This is a genomic window from Streptomyces sp. NPDC026062, from assembly GCF_055568375.1.
In genome coordinates this window covers 135,913-155,163 of the sequence record NZ_JBVHOQ010000009.1, presented here as the reverse complement: position 1 = coordinate 155,163, position 19,251 = coordinate 135,913, and the positions used below count along the sequence as shown (strand labels likewise).

The window sequence follows — 19,251 nt, the reverse complement described above, 5'->3', positions numbered from 1 at the left end:
GATGGCACAATCGGTGCATGGAACGCGACAGCCAACTCAAGCTTTACGGCCAAGTCGCCGACCAATTGAAGGAAGCGCACTCGCGAGTGCGTGCACTGCAAGTCCCGGAGGGCGTACGGATGGCGCTGAACCGGAAGCTGTTGGTCGTCACGGCCGCGGCAAAGCACGATCTCCCGGATGCGGCAAGGCGTCTGGACCGGTTGATGAAGGACCTCGATGAGGGCCGATTCCCCGAAGGTGACTGACTCTGCGGAACTGTGCAGCGGTCGACTTCGTTGCGGCACTAGGGTGATTAGCCCGTTTCGTGTTTGATTTGCGGTATATATCTGCCTAACGTGCGAAAAAGCCTGAACAGTTTCGTTCGGGCGATGTCTCCGAAGGGGAAGACGTGAACAAGGCGCAGCTCGTAGAAGCGATTGCCGACAAGGTCGGCGGCCGTCAGCAGGCCGCGGACGCCGTCGATGCGGTGCTCGACGCGATCGTTCGTGCGGTTGTCGCAGGTGACCGGGTTTCGGTCACCGGCTTCGGCTCGTTCGAGAAGGTCGACCGCCCCGCCCGTTACGCCCGCAACCCGCAGACGGGTGAGCGCGTACGGGTCAAGAAGACCTCGGTGCCCCGCTTCCGTGCGGGACAGGGCTTCAAGGACCTGGTGAGCGGCTCGAAGAAGCTCCCCAAGAACGACGTGGCCGTGAAGAAGGCCCCCAAGGGCAGCCTCTCGGGCGGATCTTCCACCCGTACGACGGCCAAGGCCGCCGCGAAGAAGGCGACCGCCAAGAAGGCCGTGGCGAAGAAGGCCACCGCCAAGAAGACCGTGGCAGCGGCGAAGACCACAGCCGCCAAGAAGACCGCCGCGAAGAAGACCTCCGCGGCGGCGAAGAAGACCACGGCGGCCGCGAAGAAGGCGGCCCCGGCGGCGAAGAAGACCGCGACGGCGGCCAAGAAGGCCGTCGCGGCCAAGACCGCGCCCGCCAAGAAGACCACGGCGAAGAAGGCGCCCGCCAAGAAGACCACCGCGCGCAAGACCACGGCCAAGAAGGCCACTGCACGCAAGAAGTGAGGACCGGCTCCACAGGGCTCCTCACACGCGCCGGGCCGGGCTCCCCTCGGGGAGCCCGGCCCGCGGGCTTTTCCGGGCCCGGCCGGTCTCAGAACGTCTGGAGCGTCACCAGGGTGATGTGCAGCCCGGCGCCCTCGCCCCGGCCCTCGATCCGCACCCGCTGCCCCGGACGCAGCAGCCGCAGGCCGCCGGCGTCGAAGGCCGGGGCGTCGAAGTCCACCGGGGTGCCGTCGTCGAGCAGCACGCTGCCGGTGCGGGTCTCGGGGTCGTACGTGTACGAGGTCGCCTGCATGGGCGGCAGCCTATCGGTCCGCGGCCCGGGCCCTCGCGGCCCAGCGCCCCGCGGTGTAGGGGCCGACGCCCAGGGCCAGCGCGGCCCGCAGATCGTCGCCCGTGTCCACGTCCTGGCGCACCGAATCGATACCGGACAGCGTGACCTCCGTGGCCCCCGAGGCGAGATGCCTGGCTCTCGAAGGACCACCGAAAGCGGGGCGCAATTCCACTCCTGGCCCAGCGGAGAGAAACGTTGTTCCGATTCCCGCGGCATCGGTCACAAAGGCCCGGGGAAAAGCGGCGGAGAATTCGAGTACGCGAGACAATTCCGCCGCCCGCAATGCGGGCAGATCGGCGTTGAGCGCGGCGACGGCCGCCCGGGGACGGGCCGACCGCACCGCGCGTTCACCGTGTGCGAGGGCGGCGTTGAGCCCGACGGCAGGAGTGTCGGCGACGATCCGGGCCCCGAGAGCCGCAAGCGCCGCCCCGGCCGCCGTGTCGTCCGTGACGACCACCACATCGGTGACCCCCGGGCAGGACAGCGCGGCGGACACGGTGTCCCGGGCGAAGGCCAGGGCGAGCCGGGGCCGCAGCAGAGCGCCGGAAGCGGGCGCCAGCCTGCTCTTGGCGTGCGCCAGGGGCTTCAACGGGACGACCAGTGACCAGGGGCCGGTCGGGTCGGTGTTCGTGGCGGTCTCCCCTTCGATGCGCATGGCCGCCTATTGTCGCCTGCCGGTACGACAACCCGGAGGGTCGGTCCCGAAGGCGAGGCGTACGGTGTTCTCGACAGAGCAGGGGCCTGGGGCGAGACTTGACCGTCGGTAGTCAGCCAGCAGTGAGCTCCACAGTCAGGTCTTAGAGGAAGGTGTCCGAGTGTCCCGCCGCAGAATCGGCTTCTGGTACCGCCTGGCGGCGGTCATCGCGAAACCGCCGCTGGTGATTCTGTTCAAGCGCGACTGGCGGGGAATGGAACACATTCCGGCCGACGGCGGATTCATCACCGCGGTCAACCACAACTCGTACCTGGACCCTCTTTCGTACGGGCACTTCCAGTACAACACCGGACGGGTGCCGAGGTTCCTCGCCAAGGCCGGTCTCTTCAAGGCCCCCTTCGTCGGGATGATGCTGCGCGGCACCGGCCAGATCCCGGTGTACCGCGAGACCACGAACGCGCTGGACGCCTTCAGGGCCGCCGTCGACGCCATCGCGCGCGGCGAGTGCGTCGCCTTCTACCCCGAGGGCACCCTCACGCGGGACCCCGAGATGTGGCCGATGGCCGCCAAGACCGGCGCCGCCCGCGTCGCGTTGATGACCAGGGCCCCGGTCATCCCCGTCGCGCAGTGGGGCGCCAACCTGGCGGTGCCGCCCTACGCCACGGAGAAGAAGATGCGGTTCTTCCCCCGCAAGACCCTCCAGGTGCAGGCAGGACCGCCCGTCGACCTCTCCCGGTTCTACGGCCAGGAACCCACGCCCGACGTGCTGCGCGAGGCGACCGAGGCCATCATGGCCGCCGTCACCGCGCAGCTCGCGGAGGTGCGCGGCGAGAAGGCGCCCGCCGAGCTCTACGACCATCGCAAGGCCCGTGCGGAACAACGGCGCAAGGCCGAAGGAGAGGGAACCAAGTGACGCACCCCGTAAAGGCGGCCGTCTTCGGAACGGGCTCGTGGGGTACGGCCTTCGGCATGATTCTCGCGGACGCGGGCTGCGAGGTCACGCTCTGGGGCCGCCGGGCCGAGGTCGCCGAGGCCGTCAACACCACGCGCACCAACCCGGACTATCTGCCGGGCATCGAACTTCCCGCGTCGGTGCGGGCCACCACGGACGCCGCCGAGGCGCTGCGTGGTGCCGACTTCGCGGTGCTCGTCGTGCCGTCCCAGACGCTGCGGGCCAATCTCGCCGCGTGGGCCCCGCACCTGGAGCCGCAGACGGTACTCGTCTCCCTGATGAAGGGCGTCGAACTCGGCACCGCGAAGCGGATGAGCGAGGTCATCGAGGACGTCGCCCAGGTCCCGGCCGACCGTGTGGCCGTCGTCACCGGGCCCAACCTCGCCAAGGAGATCGCCGAACGCCGGCCCGCCGCGGCCGTCGTGGCCTGCCGGGACGAGTCCGTCGCGCGCCGCCTCCAGACCGCCTGCCACACCCCGTACTTCCGCCCGTACACCAGCACCGACGTGGTCGGCTGCGAACTGGGCGGCGCCGTCAAGAACGTCATCGGGCTGGCCGTCGGCATCGCCGACGGCATGGGCCTGGGCGACAACACCAAGGGCTCGCTCATCACCCGCGGACTCGCCGAGACCATCCGGCTGGGCGTCGCCATGGGCGCCGACCCGCTGACCTTCTCCGGACTCGCCGGCCTCGGTGACCTGGTGGCGACCTGTTCGTCGCCGCTCTCGCGCAACCACACCTTCGGCGTCAACCTCGGCCGGGGCATGACGCTCCAGGAGACCATCGCGGTCACCAAGCAGACTGCCGAGGGCGTCAAGTCGTGCGAATCCGTGCTCGACCTGGCCCGCAGGTACGGCGTCGAGATGCCCATCGCCGAGACGGTCGTCGGCATCGTCCACGAGGGCAAGCCGCCGATGGTCGCGCTCAAGGAACTGATGTCGCGCAGCGCCAAGGCCGAGCGGCACTGAGAGGCCGCCGGGCGGCCCGGGGTTGGGCGCAGCCCCCCCACGGCGGTTCACCCGCCGGGCGGCCCGGGCCGCGCTGACGTGACCCCTACCAGAAGGTACGCTCGTCGCGATATGAGCAGCGAGAACCTCCCCCAGAGCACGGAGCAGCAGCTCCGCAAGCCGCGTGTGGCCGTCGTGTTCGGCGGCCGCAGTTCCGAGCACGGCATTTCGGTGGTCACGGCCGGTGCGGTCCTGAACGCGATCGACCGGACGAAGTACGACGTACTGCCGATCGGCATCACGACGGACGGCCGCTGGGCGCTCACCGCGGACGAGCCCGAACGCATGGCCATCACGGACCGGAAGATGCCCGACGTGGCACAGCTGGCCGAGTCCGACGAGGGCGGCGTGGTGCTCTCCGTCGATCCCGGCAGCCGCGAAGTGGTCTACAGCGAGCCCGGATGCGTCCCCAAGGCGCTCGGCGAGGTCGACGTCGTCTTCCCCGTCCTGCACGGTCCCTACGGTGAGGACGGCACGCTCCAGGGCCTCCTGGAGCTCTCCGGTGTGCCGTATGTCGGCGCCGGAGTCCTCGCGTCGGCGGTCGGCCAGGACAAGGAGTACATGAAGCGCGTCTTCACCTCCTTCGGGCTCCCCGTCGGGCCGTACCTGGTCGTGCGTCCCCGCGAGTGGGACAACGACCCCCAGGGCGCCCGCGCGCGCATCACGGACTTCGCCGACGAGCACGGCTGGCCGCTCTTCATCAAGCCCGCCCGGGCCGGCTCGTCCATCGGTATCACCAAGGTCGACGACGCCTCCGGTCTCGACGAGGCGATCGTCGAGGCCCGCCGCCACGACCCCAAGTTCCTTGTGGAGTCGTTGCTGCGGGGCCGCGAGATCGAGTGCGGGGTGCTGGAGTTCGAGGACGGCCCGCGCGCCAGCGTGCCCGCCGAGATCCCCCCGGTCACCTCGCACGACTTCTACGACTTCGAGGCCAAGTACATCGACGCGGCGTCCGGGATCGTGCCCGCCCCGCTCACCGCCGAGGAGACCGCCGAGGTCCAGCGGCTCGCGGTCGAGGCCTTCGAGGCCACCTCCTGCGAGGGCCTGGTGCGCGCCGACTTCTTCCTCACCGAGGACGGCGGCTTCGTCATCAACGAGATCAACACCCTGCCGGGATTCACCCCGATCTCCATGTACCCGCGCATGTGGCAGGAGAGTGGCGTCAGCTATCAGCAGCTGGTCGACCGGCTCATCCAGGCGGCGCTGGACCGGCCGACCGGCCTGCGCTGAGGGCGCGCACCGGCACAGCACAGGGAGTGCGCTCCGCCCGGAGCGCACTCCCTACATGCTGGGCACCGTCTTCTTGACCGCCGGCGCGAAGGCCGCCAGCGGGGTCGCGTCGTGCGCGTACGCCGACGAGAGGGTCACCTCGACGTACGCCTTGCGCAGGGTCGTCGTGAAGCGCGGCCCGCCGTCCTCCTCCTGCTCCAGCAGCCAGTTGACGCCGTTCGCCTCGGCGGCCTTCGACTGGGCGTCGTTCATCTTCGCGGGGCGGGCGACACCGCAGCGCAGTACGATCGCCCCGTCCCCCCACCCGGCGGTCAGATCCGAACGGGGCGCGGGATCACTGCGCTCCAGACCGGCGACGGAACTCGGCAGCTCCTTGTGCAGCGCACGGCAGTAGGCTGCGGCTTCCGAGGACGGCGTGGGCACCGTGACCGATGCCGAGGGGTCCGTGGAGGTGCAGCCCGCCGCAGCCATGAGGACCAGGGCGGCGGACGGACCGAGGAGCACGGGGTGGAGGAGCCGGCGGCAGGAAGATGTCACCGGCCCAGCGTAGACGGGGGCTACAGGTGAACGACCGGACAGGTCAGGGTTCTGGTGATGCCTTCCACCTGCTGGACTTTGGCGACCACCATGCGGCCGAGTTCATCGACCGTGTCGGCCTGGGCGCGCACGATCACGTCGTAGGGACCGGTGACGTCCTCTGCCTGGATCACTCCCGGAATCTTGGAGATGGTCTCGGCGACGGTCGACGCCTTGCCCACCTCGGTCTGGATAAGGATGTACGCCTGTACCACGGAACCTCCAGGGCGGCCACGAGGATCATGTGGGGGAAAGGGACGCCACGTTATCGCGTTGCCGAGGGCCGCGGGGAGACCTGTGGGCCGGATGACGCCCACAGCGTGGCGTACGGAGCGCACAAGTTGACGTATCCCTTGACGGTACCGACAGCGGTGAAGGCCCGCGACCGCAAGCTCAGCGGCGCGGACGGGGGACGCGCGCGCCCGTGACCAGCACGACGGACGGCCGCCCTCGTCGGCGGCCGCGCTCCACGCCGGACGGGCGCCCGGCCGGTGAAGCGGGCCGGACGCCCGTCCGGCCCCATAGATGAGAGGTGAGACTCGGTGAAGGGAACCGTGGGCGAGTTGGGGGAGTTCGGGCTCATCAGGGAACTGACCTCCCGGCTCACCACCACTCCGGCGGTACGGCTGGGGCCCGGCGACGACGCCGCGGTCATCACCGCCCCCGACCGAAGGGTCGTGGCGAGCACGGACATCCTGCTGGAGGGGCGGCACTTCCGGCGGGACTGGTCGACGGCGTACGACGTCGGCCGCAAGGCCGCCGCGCAGAACCTGGCCGACATCGCGGCCATGGGCGCCGTGCCCACCGCACTGCTCCTCGGCCTCGTCGTCCCGGCCGAACTCCCGGTCACCTGGGCCGGGGAGCTGATGGACGGCATCATGGACGAGTGCCAGGTCGCGGGGGCGGCCGTGGTCGGCGGGGACGTGGTGCGCGGTGACACCATCACCGTCGCGATCACCGCGCTCGGCGATCTGCGCAACCACGAACCCGTCACCAGGGCGGGCGCCCAGCCCGGCGACGTCGTCGCCGTCACCGGCTGGCTCGGCTGGTCCGCCGCCGGATACGCTGTGCTCTCGCGCGGCTTCCGCTCGCCCCGCGCCTTCGTGGAGGCCCACCGCCGCCCCGAACCGCCGTACCACGCGGGTCCCGCGGCAGCCGGGCTCGGCGCCACCGCGATGACGGACGTCAGTGACGGGCTCGTCGCCGACCTCGGCCACATCGCCGAGGCCAGCAAGGTCCGTATCGACCTGCGCTCCGGGCTCATCGACATCCCGTCGCAGATGTCCGACATCGGGCAGGCCGTCGGCGTGGACCCGCTCCAGTGGGTGCTCACCGGCGGCGAGGACCACGCGATCGTCGCGACGTTCCCGTCCGACGTGAAGCTGCCGGCCCGCTGGAAGGTGATCGGTGAGGTCCTCAACCCCTCGGCGCTGCCGCAGGTGACCGTCGACGGGGCGCCCTGGACGGCCAAGAACGGGTGGGACCACTTCGGCGACATCGAGGACGCCCAGTAGATTGCGGCGTATGCCGATACCTTCCGCCGTACCGCCCCGTGTGCTCACCGTCGCCGGATCCGATTCCGGCGGCGGTGCGGGCATCCAGGCCGACCTGAAGACGATGCTGGCCTTCGGTACGCACGGCATGAGCGTCCTGACCGCCGTCACCGCACAGAACTCACAGGGCGTGCAGGGCGCCTGGGAGCTGCCCGCGGAGGCCGTACGTGCCCAGTACCGCAGCGTCGTGGACGACATCGGCGTGAACGCGGTCAAGACCGGGATGCTGGCGTCGGCCCTGCTTGTCGAGACCGTCGCCGGACTTCTCGCCGGGACGGACGCCCCCGTCGTCGTGGACCCGGTCGGCGTCTCCAAACACGGAGACCCGCTGCTGGCGGCCGAGGCGCTCGACTCGGTCCGTACGAAGCTGCTGCCCGTCGCGACCGTGGCGACCCCGAACCTCGACGAAGTGGCACAGCTCACCGGCATCACGGTCACCGACGAGACCGGAATGCGGCAGGCGGCGGCCGCACTGCTCGGACACGGGCCCCGCTGGGTCGTCGTCAAGGGCGGACATCTGCCGGGCGAACCCGTGGACCTGCTCACGGACGGTTCGCGGGAGCACTGGCTGCGCGCCCCCCGCCACGACAACCGCCATACCCACGGCACGGGCTGCACTCTCGCATCCGCCATCGCCTGCGGACTGGCCCTGGGGCAGGACGTGCCCACGGCGGTACGGGCCGCGAAGGCCTATGTCACCGGCGCGATCGCGGCGGGCTTCCCCCTGGGATCGGGGATCGGCCCGGTCGATCACGGCTGGCGGCTGCGCGGCCGCTGAGCGGGCCCCGGCCACCGCCGGGGCGACGCCTCCGCCGCCGGAGCACAGCAAAAAGCCGGTCCACCGAGGTGGACCGGCTTTTTGGGCAACCGGTAGGGCTGCGCTACGACGGGAACGTCAGCGCGCGACCTTGCCGGCCTTGATGCACGAGGTGCAGACGTTGAGCCGCTTCGGCGTCCGCCCGACCACGGCACGCACGCGCTGGATGTTGGGATTCCAGCGACGGGACGTACGGCGGTGCGAGTGCGAAATGCTGTTGCCGAAGCTCGGCCCCTTGCCGCAAACGTCGCAGTTGGCAGCCACGGGTCACTCCAAAACTTCAGATGCACTTACAGTGAATTCCGGCACGCCGGATTCATTGACTGAAGTGGCGGTACCGGGGGATGTTCCCGACTCTCGTCGGGCAACCGAAGCAGCATACAACGGCTGCGTCGGAGATACGAAACTACCATGGGTCCACAGCCGCCCGTCCCGCCCCTGGCCCCGTCCCCGCCGCCCGCCGGGGCTACTCTGCGGTCAGCCCGCCGTCCCGGTACGCGTTTTCGAGGAGGACCATCAGGTGCCGCAGCCCGCCGACGACCTGGACGCCGTCGCGGTGCGTACCTGGTGCTCACTGGCGCTGGACGCACTGGGCCGGGAGCGCGAGGCCATCGACGCGATCAACGTGTATCCCGTCGCCGACGGCGACACCGGAACCAATCTCTACCTGACCGTGGAATCAGCGGCGGCGGCCGTCGAGGCCGTATTCGCCGCCCATGAGACCGGCACCTCGGCACCCTCCACCGCCGACGCGATGCGCGCCATGGCGCACGGGGCGCTGATCGGAGCCCGCGGGAACTCCGGCACGATCCTGGCCCAGCTGCTGCGCGGCATGGCCGGGGTACTGGCCGAAGGCGCGGGAACCGGCTCGCTGCGCGCCGCGCTGGCCAGGGCCGCGGAGTCGGCCCGCGAGGCGGTCGCCCACCCCGTCGAGGGCACGGTCCTGACCGTGGCCGCCCAGGCCGCCGAAGCGGCGGGGCGGACACCGGACGGCGCGGGAGCGTCCGAGGTGGCCCAGACGGCGTACGAGGGGGCACGGAAGGCCCTGGACGCGACCCCCGGGCAGCTCGCCGTGCTCGGCCGTGCCGGGGTCGTCGACGCCGGCGGACGGGGTCTGGTGACGGTGCTCGGCGCACTGGTCGAGGCGGTCTCGGGCCGGGCTCCGCAAGGGGCGCCCGTCTCGTCCACGGCACCGATCGTTCCCGTTGCCGTGGACTGCCCCGCGGGTGACGAGCCGCAGGACGGACCGGCCTTCGAGGTCATCTACCTGCTGGAGGCCGGCGACGAGGCCGTGGAGCGGCTCAGGGGCCGGCTCGACGGGCTGGGCGATTCCCTCGTGGTGGTCGGCGGCGACGGACTGTGGAACGTCCATGTGCACGTCGACGACGCGGGAGCGGCGGTGGAGGCCGGAGTCGAGGCCGGGCGTCCGTACCGCATCCGGATCACCCACTTCGCCGCGGACCGGGTGCACGCCCGCCCCGAGCCCGCCCAGCGCGCGGTCGTCGTGGTCGTCCCGGGCGACGGCCTCGGCGGCCTGTGCGCGGAGGCGGGCGCGACGACGGTGCTCGCGCGGCCCGGTGAGCCCCCAGCCAGCGGCGAACTCGTCGACGCCATCCGCCGCGCGCACGCCCGCGAGGTGGTGCTCCTGCCCAACGACGGGGACCTGCGCCACACCGCCGCGGCCGCCGCCGAACAGGCCAGGGCCGAGGGCATCCGGGTCGCCATCATCCCGACCAGGGCCGCGGTCCAGGGCATTGCCGCCCTGGCCGTCCACGAACCGGACCGCAGCTTCGATGAGGACGTCGTCGCGATGACCGCGGCGGCCGGCGCCACCCGCTACGCCGAACTGGCCGTCGCCGAGCGGCAGTCCTGGACCATGGCGGGCATCTGCCAGGCCGGCGACATCCTCGGCCTGATCGACGGCGATGTCGCCGTCATCGGCGAGGACGTCCCCGAAACGGCCCGCAAGGTGCTGGACCGGATGCTGTCGGCGGGCGGCGAACTCGTCACGCTGGTCCTCGGCGAGGACGTCCCCGACGCCCTGGCGGACGCACTGGACGTACATGTCCGTGAGGGCTACCTGGCGGTGGACACGGTGGTCTACCGAGGCGGCCACCAGTGCGCTCCGCTGCTGATCGGCGTGGAGTGACACCGGCCTCCACCGCTGTCGCGTCCACCGCCCCACTTCTGCGGGCGGCCCGCGGCCCGGAGTTCGCGCACACAGACGCGGGGAGAGGAGTGCGGATGAGAGGAGAGAACGTCGACCTGCCCGCGCAGATCCCCCTGGAAGGAGCGACAGCGCGGGCCGGGCGAACCCTGGTCGGGTGATCGCGAACGAGCAGCGTGGGAGCCGGTCCCGGGCGCGCCGACACGGTGGTGACCAGGACTTTTGAGGGGCCCGGTGGCGCCCGGCGGACAACTGTCGGTGGCGTGGTGTGCAATGGATCGCGTGTCTGCGTTCGATGAACCCCTCAAGAAGCTGCTCGGCGGCGCCACCGCGAAGGTGATGGCCGAACACCTCGACCTGCACACGGTCGGTGATCTCCTCCATCACTACCCGCGGCGGTACGAGGAGCGCGGCCGGCTCACGGCGCTGACCGACCTCCCGCTCGAAGAGCATGTGACGGTCGTCGCCCAGGTCCAGGACGCCCGCGTGATGACGTTCAACGGCGGCCGGGGAAAGCGCCTCGAAGTGACGCTCACCGACGGCCACGGCAGGCTCCAGCTGGTCTTCTTCGGCCACGGCGTCCACAAGCCGCACAAGGAGCTGCTGCCGGGGCGGCGCGCCATGTTCGCCGGCAAGGTCTCCGTCTTCAACCGCAAGATGCAGCTGGCCCACCCCACGTACCAGCTGCTCGACGCGGAGACCGCCGACGAGGCCGGGGCGACCGAGGCCGTCGACGCCTTCGCAGGCAAGCTGCTCCCGATCTACCCCGCCTGCAAGCAGCTCGACTCCTGGCGCATCGCCAAGGCGGTCGACGCCGTGCTGCCCAGCGCGCAGGAGGCCGTGGACCCGCTGCCGCCCGCACTGCGCGAGGGCCGCGGCTTCACCGCGCTGCCCGAGGCCCTGGTGAAGATCCACCGGCCGCGGACCAAGGCCGACGTCGCCGAGGCCAGGGACCGCCTGAAATGGGACGAGGCCTTCATCCTCCAGGTCGCCCTGGCCCGCCGCAGATACGCGGACACCCAGCTGCCCGCCGTCGCCCGCAGACCGGTGACCGGCGGACTCCTCGACGCCTTCGACGCCAAACTGCCGTTCACCCTCACCGACGGCCAGGTCAAGGTCTCCAAGGAGATCTTCGACGAGCTGGCCACCGAGCACCCCATGCACCGGCTGCTCCAGGGGGAAGTCGGCTCCGGCAAGACGTTGGTCGCCCTGCGCGCCATGCTCGCCGTGGTCGACACCGGTGGCCAGGCCGCGATGCTCGCGCCCACCGAGGTCCTCGCGCAGCAGCACCACCGGTCGGTCACCGAGATGATGGGGGAGCTGGCCGAGGGTGGCATGCTGGGCGGCTCCGACCAGGGTACGAAGGTGGTGCTGCTCACCGGCTCGATGGGCATGGCCGCTCGCCGCCAGGCACTTCTGGACCTGGTCACGGGCGAGGCCGGCATCGTCATCGGTACGCACGCCCTGATCGAGGACAAGGTCAGGTTCCACGACCTGGGCCTGGTCGTCGTCGACGAGCAGCACCGCTTCGGGGTGGAACAGCGCGACGCCCTGCGCTCCAAGGGCAAGCAGCCCCCGCATCTGCTCGTCATGACGGCCACCCCCATTCCCCGTACGGTCGCCATGACCGTCTTCGGTGACCTGGAGACCTCCGTCCTGGACCAGCTCCCGGCCGGCCGCTCGCCCATCGCCAGCCATGTCGTCCCCGCCAAGGACAAACCCCATTTCCTCAGCCGCGCCTGGGAACGGGTCCGCGAAGAGGTGGAGAACGGCCACCAGGCCTACGTGGTCTGCCCCCGCATCGGCGACGACGAGGACGAAGCGGCCAGGAAGAAGGGGAAGAAGACCGCAGAGGAGAAGGAGGCCGGGGCGGAGGGGGACAAGCGTCCTCCGCTCGCCGTCCTGGAGATCGCCGAGCAGCTGGCCAAGGGCCCGCTGACCGGTCTGCGGATCGAGGTGCTGCACGGCAGGATGCACCCCGACGACAAGGACGACGTGATGCGCCGCTTCGCGGCCGGCCAGGTCGACGTCCTGGTCGCCACCACCGTCATCGAGGTGGGGGTCAACGTCCCCAACGCCACCGCGATGGTGATCATGGACGCCGACCGGTTCGGCGTCTCCCAGCTCCACCAGCTGCGCGGCCGGGTGGGCCGGGGATCCGCTCCCGGGCTCTGCCTGCTGGTCAGCGAGGCGCACGAGGCGAGCCCCGCGCGGGCCCGGCTCTCCGCCGTCGCCGCCACCCTCGACGGCTTCGAACTCTCCCGGATCGACCTCGAACAGCGGCGCGAGGGCGACGTCCTCGGGCAGGCCCAGTCCGGGGTCCGCTCCTCGCTCCGGGTCCTGAGTGTGATCGACGACGAGGAGGTCATCGCCGCCGCCCGTCAGGAGGCCGTCACGGTCGTGGCCGCCGACCCGGACCTGGAGCACCTGCCCGAGCTGCGCATCGCCCTGGACGCCCTGCTCGACAAGGACCGCGAGGAGTACCTGGACAAGGGGTGACCCGCGGCGGCAACAGGGCAGCAGGGGGAGAGGCGGCGGCACCGGGCAGCAGGGGGAGGGGCGGGCGCCCGGGGGGAGCCCCGGCAGCCCCGACGCCATATCGTGGGTGGCACGGCGCCCGCAGCACCCTGCGCGCCGCCCCGAACCGAGGACCAGACACCCATGACCCGCGTGATCGCAGGCGTGGCCGGCGGACGCCGCCTGGCCGTCCCGCCCGGCACCGGCACCCGCCCGACCTCCGACCGCGCGCGAGAGGGCCTGTTCTCCACCTGGCAGGCGCTCCTCGGCACGCTCGACGGCATCCGGATCGCCGACCTCTACGCGGGTTCGGGAGCCGTCGGCCTCGAAGCGCTCTCCCGCGGAGCGGTCCACGCCCTGCTCGTCGAGACCGACGCCAAGGCCGTCCGCGCGGTCCGCGACAACGTCCGCACGCTCGGCCTGCCCGGCGCCGAGGTCCGAGCCGGCAAAGCCGAACAGATCGTGACAGGACCGGCACCCGCCGATCCGTACGACGTGGTCTTCCTCGACCCTCCCTACGCCGTCACCGACGACGATCTTCGCGAGATCCTGCTCACACTCCGTGCCCAGGGGTGGCTCACAGCCGATGCGCTCGTCACGGTAGAACGCAGCACCAGAGGCGGAGAATTCAGCTGGCCCAAGGGATTCGAGCCATTGCGGACCCGTCGCTACGGCGAGGGAACGTTTTGGTACGGTCGCGCCGCCGCTACGTGCGAAGACGCACGATGACCGGACCGGAGAGCGAGGGAACCAAGTTGCGCCGCGCCGTCTGCCCGGGGTCGTTCGACCCCATCACCAACGGACATCTCGACATCATCGGCCGCGCCTCGAAGCTGTACGACGTCGTACATGTCGCGGTGATGATCAACCAGTCCAAGAAGGGCCTCTTCACGGTCGACGAGCGGATCGATCTGATCCGCCAGGTCACCTCGGACTTCGGCAACGTCCAGGTCGAGGCCTTCCACGGCCTGCTGGTCGACTTCTGCAAGCAGCGCGACATCCCGGCCATCGTGAAGGGCCTGCGCGCCGTCAGCGACTTCGACTACGAACTCCAGATGGCCCAGATGAACAACGGGCTCTCCGGCGTCGAAACGCTCTTCGTGCCGACCAATCCGACCTACAGCTTCCTTTCGTCCTCCCTGGTCAAGGAGGTGGCGACCTGGGGCGGAGACGTCTCGCACCTGCTGCCGCCGCTGGTCCAGCAGGCGTTGACCGAACGCCTCGCGCAGCAGTGAGACGCTGACAGTCCGTCACCAGGGCCTTCCGGAGGTCCCGTAGGTGTCGTACGGGCACCGACTGGCCGTACAGTCGTCCCGTCCGTCTCCAATCGGCAGTAGAGAGTGGCGAGCACACGGTGGACGTGCAGAAGAAGCTCGACGAGATCGTCGAGGCGGTCGGGAACGCCCGGTCCATGCCCATGTCGGCATCCTGCGTGGTCAACCGCGCCGAACTGCTCTCGATGCTCGAAGAGGTGCGCGAGGCCCTGCCCGGCTCGCTCGCCCAGGCCGCGCAGGTCATCGGCGGCCACGAGCAGCTTGTCGAGCAGGCCCGCCAGGAGGCCGGCCGGATCATCGAGGGCGCCCACGCCGAGCGCGGCTCGCTCATCTCCGGCACGGAGATCGCCCGGCAGGCCCAGGCCGAGGCCGACCGGATCCTCGGTGAGGCCCGCAAGGACGCCGAGGAGGTCCGCGCGGAGGCCGACGAGTACGTCGACAGCAAGCTCGCCAACTTCGAGGTCGTCCTCACCAAGACGATCGGCTCGGTCGACCGGGGCCGCGAGAAGCTTCTCGGCCGGGGCCAGGGCTTCGACGAGCAGGGCTACGAGGACCCCGACTTCGCCGAGGCCCCCGAGCGCAGCACCGACCCGGCCATACTCCGGAGCCGGGCCGACGAGTACGTGGACACCAAGCTCGGCGCCTTCGAGGCGGTGCTCGCCAAGACCCTGGAGGCCGTCGGCCGGGGCCGGCAGAAGCTCCACGGCCGGGTCGCCACCGACGACCTCGGCGCGCACATGGCCGCGCAGGACGCCGCGGGCGCCCAGGGGCACACCAGCGACGAGGACCACTGGGCCGGGCTGGCCGAGATCGCCACCCCGGAACCCCTCCAGGTCCCCCAGCAGCACGGCGAGCCGCAGTACCCGGCACAGCCGGAACCGCAGTACGCGCAGACGTACGCGTACCAGGAGCAGCCGCAGGACGTGTACGGGAGCGCGCGGCAGCCCGATCCGTACACCGGCTACCAGCAGCAGCCCGATCCGTACGCGGGGTACCAGCAGCAGGGCTACGACCCGAACCAGGCCCGGGCCACCGTCCCGGCGCAGGGCTACGACGCCTGGCAGCAGCCGGCGCAGGCCCCGCAGCAGCACCTTCAGCAGCACGGTGAGGCCGCACTGGACGAGACCAGCCTGTTCGACACCAGCATGATCGACCTGGACCAGCTCCGGCGCTACGAACAGGAGCGCTGAGCGCGCCCGCGGGTCCGGACCCGGTCCCGGATCAGGGCCGGATTGGGAGCTGGGCGGTGTGTCCAGTATCCTGGCTCTTCGGTCGCGCGTATATCCGCGATCCCGGCTGCCCGCTTCGACTCCGAACCGGTCGGCCCACTCCCACCCAGCGTGATGCGCATGATCTCGAAAGCAGGAAAAGCCCTGAACGGCCACCTCGACCACCGAAACCCTCTCGTGTTCGATACGCACGAGCTGGGCCGGCGTCCGGGTGCCCTCAAGCGGCTGACCCGCTCGGCGGACGCCCCCAAGGACTTCGGTATCGACGGGGTCATCGGTGTGCCGGAAGGCGCACCCGTGGAGCTGGAGGTCCGCCTCGAATCGGTCATGGAAGGTGTGCTTGTCACAGGCACCGCCCGTGCAACCGCCGAGGGAGAGTGCGTAAGGTGTCTGGAGCCGCTGAACCTTCGGGTGGAGGCGGACTTCCAGGAAATGTTCTCGTACCCTGACGCCGATGACCGGAACCGCAGCAAGACCGCGGACCCGGTCGACGACGCCGAGGACGACGAGGACAGGTTCTTCCTCGAGGACGGCTTGTTCGACCTCGAGTCTGTGCTGCGTGATGCGGTGGTGCTCGCACTGCCGATGCAGCCGGTGTGCAAGGAGACCTGTGCCGGTCTGTGTTCCGAATGCGGAATCAGGCTGGACGAGAATCCGGGCCACCACCACGATGTCGTCGACGCTCGTTGGGCGGCATTGCAAGGACTCGCCGAGACCGTTCAGGACGGCGAGAAGGACAACATGGGCGGCGCCGCACCCGGCGTCGACGAGAAGCAGGAGAAGTAGCCGTGGCTGTTCCGAAGCGGAAGATGTCGCGCAGCAACACGCGCCACCGCCGGTCGCAGTGGAAGGCTGCGGTCCCCACCCTGGTTTCGTGTGAGCGTTGCCAGGAGCCGAAGCTGCAGCACATCGCGTGCCCCAGCTGCGGCACGTACAACAAGCGCCAGGTCCTCGAGGTCTGAGCGGCTGGTGAGAGGCCCGATGTCTGAGTTGTCCCACGCCAAGAAGCAGGCAGACAACGTCAACACAGCCTCGTCCCACACGCTTCTGGAAGGGCGGCTCGGGTATCACCTCGAGTCCGCCCTTCTGGTGCGTGCGCTGACCCATCGTTCGTACGCGTACGAGAACGGCGGTCTGCCCACCAACGAGCGGCTCGAATTCCTCGGGGATTCGGTGCTCGGACTGGTGGTCACGGACACGCTGTACCGCACCCACCCCGACCTGCCTGAAGGCCAGCTGGCCAAATTGCGGGCCGCGGTGGTCAACTCTCGGGCGCTCGCGGAAGTGGGCCGCGGCCTCGAACTCGGCTCCTTCATCCGGCTCGGCCGAGGTGAAGAGGGCACGGGTGGCCGGGACAAGGCGTCCATCCTCGCCGACACCCTTGAAGCGGTGATCGGCGCGGTCTATCTCGACCAGGGCCTCGACGTGGCCTCGGAGCTGGTCCACCGGCTCTTCGACCCGTTGATCGACAGGTCCTCGAACCTCGGTGCCGGCCTGGACTGGAAGACCAGTCTCCAGGAGCTCACCGCGAGCGAGAGCCTCGGAGTCCCCGAGTACCTCGTCACGGAGACCGGCCCGGATCACGAGAAGACCTTTACTGCTGCCGCTCGCGTCGGTGGTGTCTCGTACGGCACCGGCACCGGCCGTAGCAAGAAGGAAGCGGAGCAGCAGGCGGCCGAGTCCGCCTGGCGCGAGATCAGCGCCGCCGCGGAAGCACGGGAGGCCGCGGCGAAGTCCGCTGCCGACGGAGGGGCCGCCGACACCCCTGCCGGCCCGGCGTCCACGGACATTGCTCCTGCCTGACCCCGAGAGCCCCCCGGCGCCCAGTGCGTCGGGGGGTTCTCTCTGTCCCGACCCACTTCCGAACCGTCCTTCCGGACCCTTCGGACCACCGACAGGAGAGACACCGTGCCCGAGCTGCCCGAGGTCGAAGTCGTCCGGCGCGGTCTTGAGCGCTGGGTCACCGGGCGCACGGTCGGCGAGGTCGACGTCCTGCACCCGCGTGCCGTCCGCCGGCATCTCGCGGGCGGTGCGGACTTCGCCGCCCGGCTGGGCGGTGTCCGCCTGGGTACGGCGATGCGCCGGGGCAAGTACCTCTGGGTGCCGCTCGATGACGCGGCCACATCGCTCGTCGGCCACCTGGGCATGAGCGGCCAGCTGCTCGTACAGCCCGAGGGCACCCCGGACGAGAAGCATCTGCGCGTCAGGATCCGCTTCGCCGACGCCGTCGGCACCGAGCTGCGCTTCGTCGACCAGCGGACCTTCGGCGGGCTCTCCCTCCACGAGAACACCGCCGAGGGACTGCCCGACACCCTGGCCCACATCGCCCGCGATCCACTGGACCCGGCCTTCGACGACGCCGCGTTCCACACGGCGCTGCGGCTGCGCCGGACGACCGTCAAGCGTGCTCTGCTGGACCAGTCGCTGATCAGCGGCGTCGGCAACATCTACGCGGACGAGGCGCTCTGGCGGGCCAGGCTGCACTACGACCGGCCGACCGCGACCCTGACCCGCCCCAAGTCGGCCGAGCTGCTGGGCCATGTCCGCGACGTGATGAACGCGGCGCTGGCCCAGGGCGGCACGAGCTTCGACAGCCTCTATGTGAACGTGAACGGCGAGTCGGGATACTTCGACCGCTCGCTCGATGCGTACGGACGCGAGGACGAGCCGTGTCACCGCTGCGGTACGCCGATGCGGCGGCGCGCCTGGATGAACAGGTCGAGCTATTTCTGCCCCCGCTGTCAGCGTCCGCCGCGCGCCTGAGGGCTGTCCGGCCGGGCGTCGTCGTAACGCCCGCGCGCGGCCAGGACCTCGGACATCCGGCCTTCGACGAGCTGGATCAGCCCGAGCAGCTGTCCGGCGACCTGACGCCCCAGGGGCGTGAGCTCGTAGTCGACGCGCGGCGGATTGGTCGGCTGGGCCTCGCGGTGCACGAGTCCGTCGCGCTCCAGCGCCTGCAGGGTCTGGGAGAGCATCTTCTCGCTCACTCCGTCGACCCGGCGGCGCAGGGCGTTGAACCGGAGGCCGCCCTCGTACAGCGCGCCGAGCGTCAGCGCGCCCCAGCGGCCGGTGACGTGCTCAAGCGTGCCACGCGAGGGGCACTCCTTGGAGAACACGTCGAAGGGGAGTGTCTCGTGCGGACAGCCCTCGTCCGGTGTGCTGTCGCCGATCCTGTCCATGACGGCAGCGTACGCCCACACAGCGCTTTCCACGAGGGTGCGCAATCTGTGGGTGAGTGCGAGCGAAGCCGCCGAAGCGCGAGGGGCGGGGCGGCGGATGTCGTGGGCAGGACACGCCCGGCGTGTCCTGGGGTGCCCCACCATCCCCCGCGGCTTCCTGCCACAGGGGATCGGCTGCGAGAGGCACCACGAAGGGCCATAGGCTGCGAATCGGGGTGCGATTTGTGATACGGGGCGAGGCGTCGGGCACTTCTCGGTCAACCGTCCGACCGCGCCGCCGCAGGACGATTCCTCTCGGACGAGCCAGAACGGCGGCGGCCTCGTCACCGACGGCATGGTGGCTGTCGGTACCTCGCAGTTCAGCGGGAACACCCGCCGGTACCGCGGGCGGCGGCATCGCCAGCATCGGAGTGCTCACGGTCGACGCCAGCAGCATCGTGCGCAACACCGCGCAGACCGGTGCGGGCCTGGCCAACGGTGTGCCGGCCGCGTCCGGTGGCACCTCCACGGTGACGGCCAGCAATATCAGCAACAACGTCGCCGAAGGCGCCAACCCGGGTGGCGTCTACAACAACGGCGGCACCGTGACCCTGCGCTTCAGCCGGGTCGGCGCCAACACCCCGGACAACTGCCTCAACAGCCCCAGCCCGGTGCCCGGTTGCTTCGGCTGATTCGCGGGCCCGTCATCGACGGCATGATCCGGTGAG

The 19,251-nt window shown here is 70.5% G+C and carries 23 protein-coding genes; 17 read left to right on the top strand and 6 right to left on the bottom strand.

Annotated elements, in window-relative coordinates; translation table 11 throughout:
- The first annotated feature begins 17 nt into the window (after nucleotides 1-17).
- Nucleotides 18-245 carry an SCO5555 family protein gene (locus tag ACZ4LX_RS10905; RefSeq protein ID WP_136330716.1) on the top strand — a complete coding sequence of 76 codons (228 nt, stop codon included), beginning with the start codon at nucleotides 18-20 and terminating at the stop codon, nucleotides 243-245.
- Nucleotides 246-388: 143 nt separating this feature from the next.
- Nucleotides 389-1,057, top strand: coding sequence for an HU family DNA-binding protein (locus ACZ4LX_RS10900; protein WP_467640919.1), 669 nt, complete (start codon nucleotides 389-391; stop codon nucleotides 1,055-1,057).
- Between the two features lie 88 nt (nucleotides 1,058-1,145).
- Here ACZ4LX_RS10900 and ACZ4LX_RS10895 read toward each other — a convergent pair whose 3' ends face one another.
- The gene (locus ACZ4LX_RS10895; protein WP_326739002.1) at nucleotides 1,146-1,349 is read right to left on the bottom strand and encodes a hypothetical protein; all 204 of its coding nucleotides are present in this window, start codon (nucleotides 1,347-1,349) and stop codon (nucleotides 1,146-1,148) included.
- Between the two features lie 10 nt (nucleotides 1,350-1,359).
- On the bottom strand, nucleotides 1,360-2,043 hold the full coding sequence (gene cofC / locus ACZ4LX_RS10890) for a 2-phospho-L-lactate guanylyltransferase (RefSeq protein WP_467640916.1): 684 nt from the start codon (nucleotides 2,041-2,043) through the stop codon (nucleotides 1,360-1,362).
- Nucleotides 2,044-2,203: 160 nt separating this feature from the next.
- On the opposite strand from cofC, the gene ACZ4LX_RS10885 reads away from it, so the two are divergent.
- The 3 genes from ACZ4LX_RS10885 to ACZ4LX_RS10875 all read left to right on the top strand — a co-directional run bounded on the left by ACZ4LX_RS10885 (nucleotide 2,204) and on the right by ACZ4LX_RS10875 (nucleotide 5,232).
- Nucleotides 2,204-2,956, top strand: coding sequence for a lysophospholipid acyltransferase family protein (locus ACZ4LX_RS10885; RefSeq protein ID WP_467640914.1), 753 nt, complete (start codon nucleotides 2,204-2,206; stop codon nucleotides 2,954-2,956).
- On the top strand, nucleotides 2,953-3,963 hold the full coding sequence (locus ACZ4LX_RS10880; protein ID WP_467640911.1) for an NAD(P)H-dependent glycerol-3-phosphate dehydrogenase: 1,011 nt from the start codon (nucleotides 2,953-2,955) through the stop codon (nucleotides 3,961-3,963). The genes ACZ4LX_RS10885 and ACZ4LX_RS10880 overlap by 4 nt, the downstream gene beginning before the upstream one ends.
- A gap of 111 nt (nucleotides 3,964-4,074) precedes the next feature.
- The gene (locus ACZ4LX_RS10875) at nucleotides 4,075-5,232 is read left to right on the top strand and encodes a D-alanine--D-alanine ligase family protein (protein ID WP_467640908.1); all 1,158 of its coding nucleotides are present in this window, start codon (nucleotides 4,075-4,077) and stop codon (nucleotides 5,230-5,232) included.
- Nucleotides 5,233-5,283: 51 nt separating this feature from the next.
- Here the strand turns inward: ACZ4LX_RS10875 and ACZ4LX_RS10870 are convergent, their stop codons facing one another.
- Complete coding sequence (locus ACZ4LX_RS10870) at nucleotides 5,284-5,769, bottom strand: DUF3515 domain-containing protein (RefSeq protein ID WP_467640905.1); 486 nt, start codon at nucleotides 5,767-5,769, stop codon at nucleotides 5,284-5,286.
- Nucleotides 5,770-5,789: 20 nt separating this feature from the next.
- On the bottom strand, nucleotides 5,790-6,023 hold the full coding sequence (locus ACZ4LX_RS10865) for an Lrp/AsnC family transcriptional regulator (protein ID WP_360979368.1): 234 nt from the start codon (nucleotides 6,021-6,023) through the stop codon (nucleotides 5,790-5,792).
- A gap of 327 nt (nucleotides 6,024-6,350) precedes the next feature.
- Between ACZ4LX_RS10865 and ACZ4LX_RS10860 the strand changes: the two genes are divergently transcribed.
- Nucleotides 6,351-7,322: a thiamine-phosphate kinase gene (locus tag ACZ4LX_RS10860; RefSeq protein WP_467640901.1), complete on the top strand. Its 972-nt coding sequence runs from the start codon at nucleotides 6,351-6,353 to the stop codon at nucleotides 7,320-7,322.
- 10 nt (nucleotides 7,323-7,332) lie between these two features.
- Nucleotides 7,333-8,139 (top strand): bifunctional hydroxymethylpyrimidine kinase/phosphomethylpyrimidine kinase, encoded by an 807-nt coding sequence (gene thiD, locus ACZ4LX_RS10855; RefSeq protein WP_467640899.1) that lies wholly within the window; start codon nucleotides 7,333-7,335, stop codon nucleotides 8,137-8,139.
- Between the two features lie 117 nt (nucleotides 8,140-8,256).
- Here the strand turns inward: thiD and rpmB are convergent, their stop codons facing one another.
- Nucleotides 8,257-8,442, bottom strand: coding sequence for a 50S ribosomal protein L28 (gene rpmB / locus ACZ4LX_RS10850; protein ID WP_003965989.1), 186 nt, complete (start codon nucleotides 8,440-8,442; stop codon nucleotides 8,257-8,259).
- 256 nt (nucleotides 8,443-8,698) lie between these two features.
- Here rpmB and ACZ4LX_RS10845 point away from each other — a divergent pair, with 256 nt between their 5' ends.
- The 9 genes from ACZ4LX_RS10845 to mutM all read left to right on the top strand — a co-directional run bounded on the left by ACZ4LX_RS10845 (nucleotide 8,699) and on the right by mutM (nucleotide 18,128).
- Nucleotides 8,699-10,327: a DAK2 domain-containing protein gene (locus tag ACZ4LX_RS10845; protein WP_467640896.1), complete on the top strand. Its 1,629-nt coding sequence runs from the start codon at nucleotides 8,699-8,701 to the stop codon at nucleotides 10,325-10,327.
- A 291-nt stretch (nucleotides 10,328-10,618) separates the two neighbouring features.
- Nucleotides 10,619-12,844 (top strand): ATP-dependent DNA helicase RecG, encoded by a 2,226-nt coding sequence (recG, locus tag ACZ4LX_RS10840; protein WP_467640893.1) that lies wholly within the window; start codon nucleotides 10,619-10,621, stop codon nucleotides 12,842-12,844.
- A 162-nt stretch (nucleotides 12,845-13,006) separates the two neighbouring features.
- The gene (gene rsmD / locus ACZ4LX_RS10835) at nucleotides 13,007-13,591 is read left to right on the top strand and encodes a 16S rRNA (guanine(966)-N(2))-methyltransferase RsmD (RefSeq protein ID WP_467640890.1); all 585 of its coding nucleotides are present in this window, start codon (nucleotides 13,007-13,009) and stop codon (nucleotides 13,589-13,591) included.
- 26 nt (nucleotides 13,592-13,617) lie between these two features.
- On the top strand, nucleotides 13,618-14,097 hold the full coding sequence (gene coaD / locus ACZ4LX_RS10830; RefSeq protein WP_467641160.1) for a pantetheine-phosphate adenylyltransferase: 480 nt from the start codon (nucleotides 13,618-13,620) through the stop codon (nucleotides 14,095-14,097).
- A gap of 119 nt (nucleotides 14,098-14,216) precedes the next feature.
- Nucleotides 14,217-15,326: an ATP synthase F0 subunit B gene (locus tag ACZ4LX_RS10825; protein ID WP_467640887.1), complete on the top strand. Its 1,110-nt coding sequence runs from the start codon at nucleotides 14,217-14,219 to the stop codon at nucleotides 15,324-15,326.
- 159 nt (nucleotides 15,327-15,485) lie between these two features.
- Nucleotides 15,486-16,151 (top strand): YceD family protein, encoded by a 666-nt coding sequence (locus tag ACZ4LX_RS10820; RefSeq protein WP_467640884.1) that lies wholly within the window; start codon nucleotides 15,486-15,488, stop codon nucleotides 16,149-16,151.
- 2 nt (nucleotides 16,152-16,153) lie between these two features.
- Complete coding sequence (gene rpmF, locus ACZ4LX_RS10815; RefSeq protein ID WP_003965982.1) at nucleotides 16,154-16,327, top strand: 50S ribosomal protein L32; 174 nt, start codon at nucleotides 16,154-16,156, stop codon at nucleotides 16,325-16,327.
- A gap of 19 nt (nucleotides 16,328-16,346) precedes the next feature.
- Entirely contained in the window at nucleotides 16,347-17,168 is an 822-nt protein-coding gene (rnc, locus tag ACZ4LX_RS10810; RefSeq protein WP_467640881.1) for a ribonuclease III, read from the top strand.
- Between the two features lie 105 nt (nucleotides 17,169-17,273).
- Nucleotides 17,274-18,128 carry a bifunctional DNA-formamidopyrimidine glycosylase/DNA-(apurinic or apyrimidinic site) lyase gene (mutM, locus tag ACZ4LX_RS10805; protein ID WP_467640878.1) on the top strand — a complete coding sequence of 285 codons (855 nt, stop codon included), beginning with the start codon at nucleotides 17,274-17,276 and terminating at the stop codon, nucleotides 18,126-18,128.
- Here the strand turns inward: mutM and ACZ4LX_RS10800 are convergent.
- Nucleotides 18,107-18,544, bottom strand: a complete 438-nt coding sequence (locus ACZ4LX_RS10800) for a winged helix-turn-helix transcriptional regulator (RefSeq protein WP_467640875.1) — start codon at nucleotides 18,542-18,544, stop codon at nucleotides 18,107-18,109. The two genes, mutM and ACZ4LX_RS10800, sit on opposite strands and share 22 nt — an antisense overlap.
- A 410-nt stretch (nucleotides 18,545-18,954) precedes the next feature.
- Here ACZ4LX_RS10800 and ACZ4LX_RS10795 point away from each other — a divergent pair, with 410 nt between their 5' ends.
- Nucleotides 18,955-19,215, top strand: a complete 261-nt coding sequence (locus ACZ4LX_RS10795; protein ID WP_467640872.1) for a hypothetical protein — start codon at nucleotides 18,955-18,957, stop codon at nucleotides 19,213-19,215.
- Nucleotides 19,216-19,251: the final 36 nt, after the last annotated feature.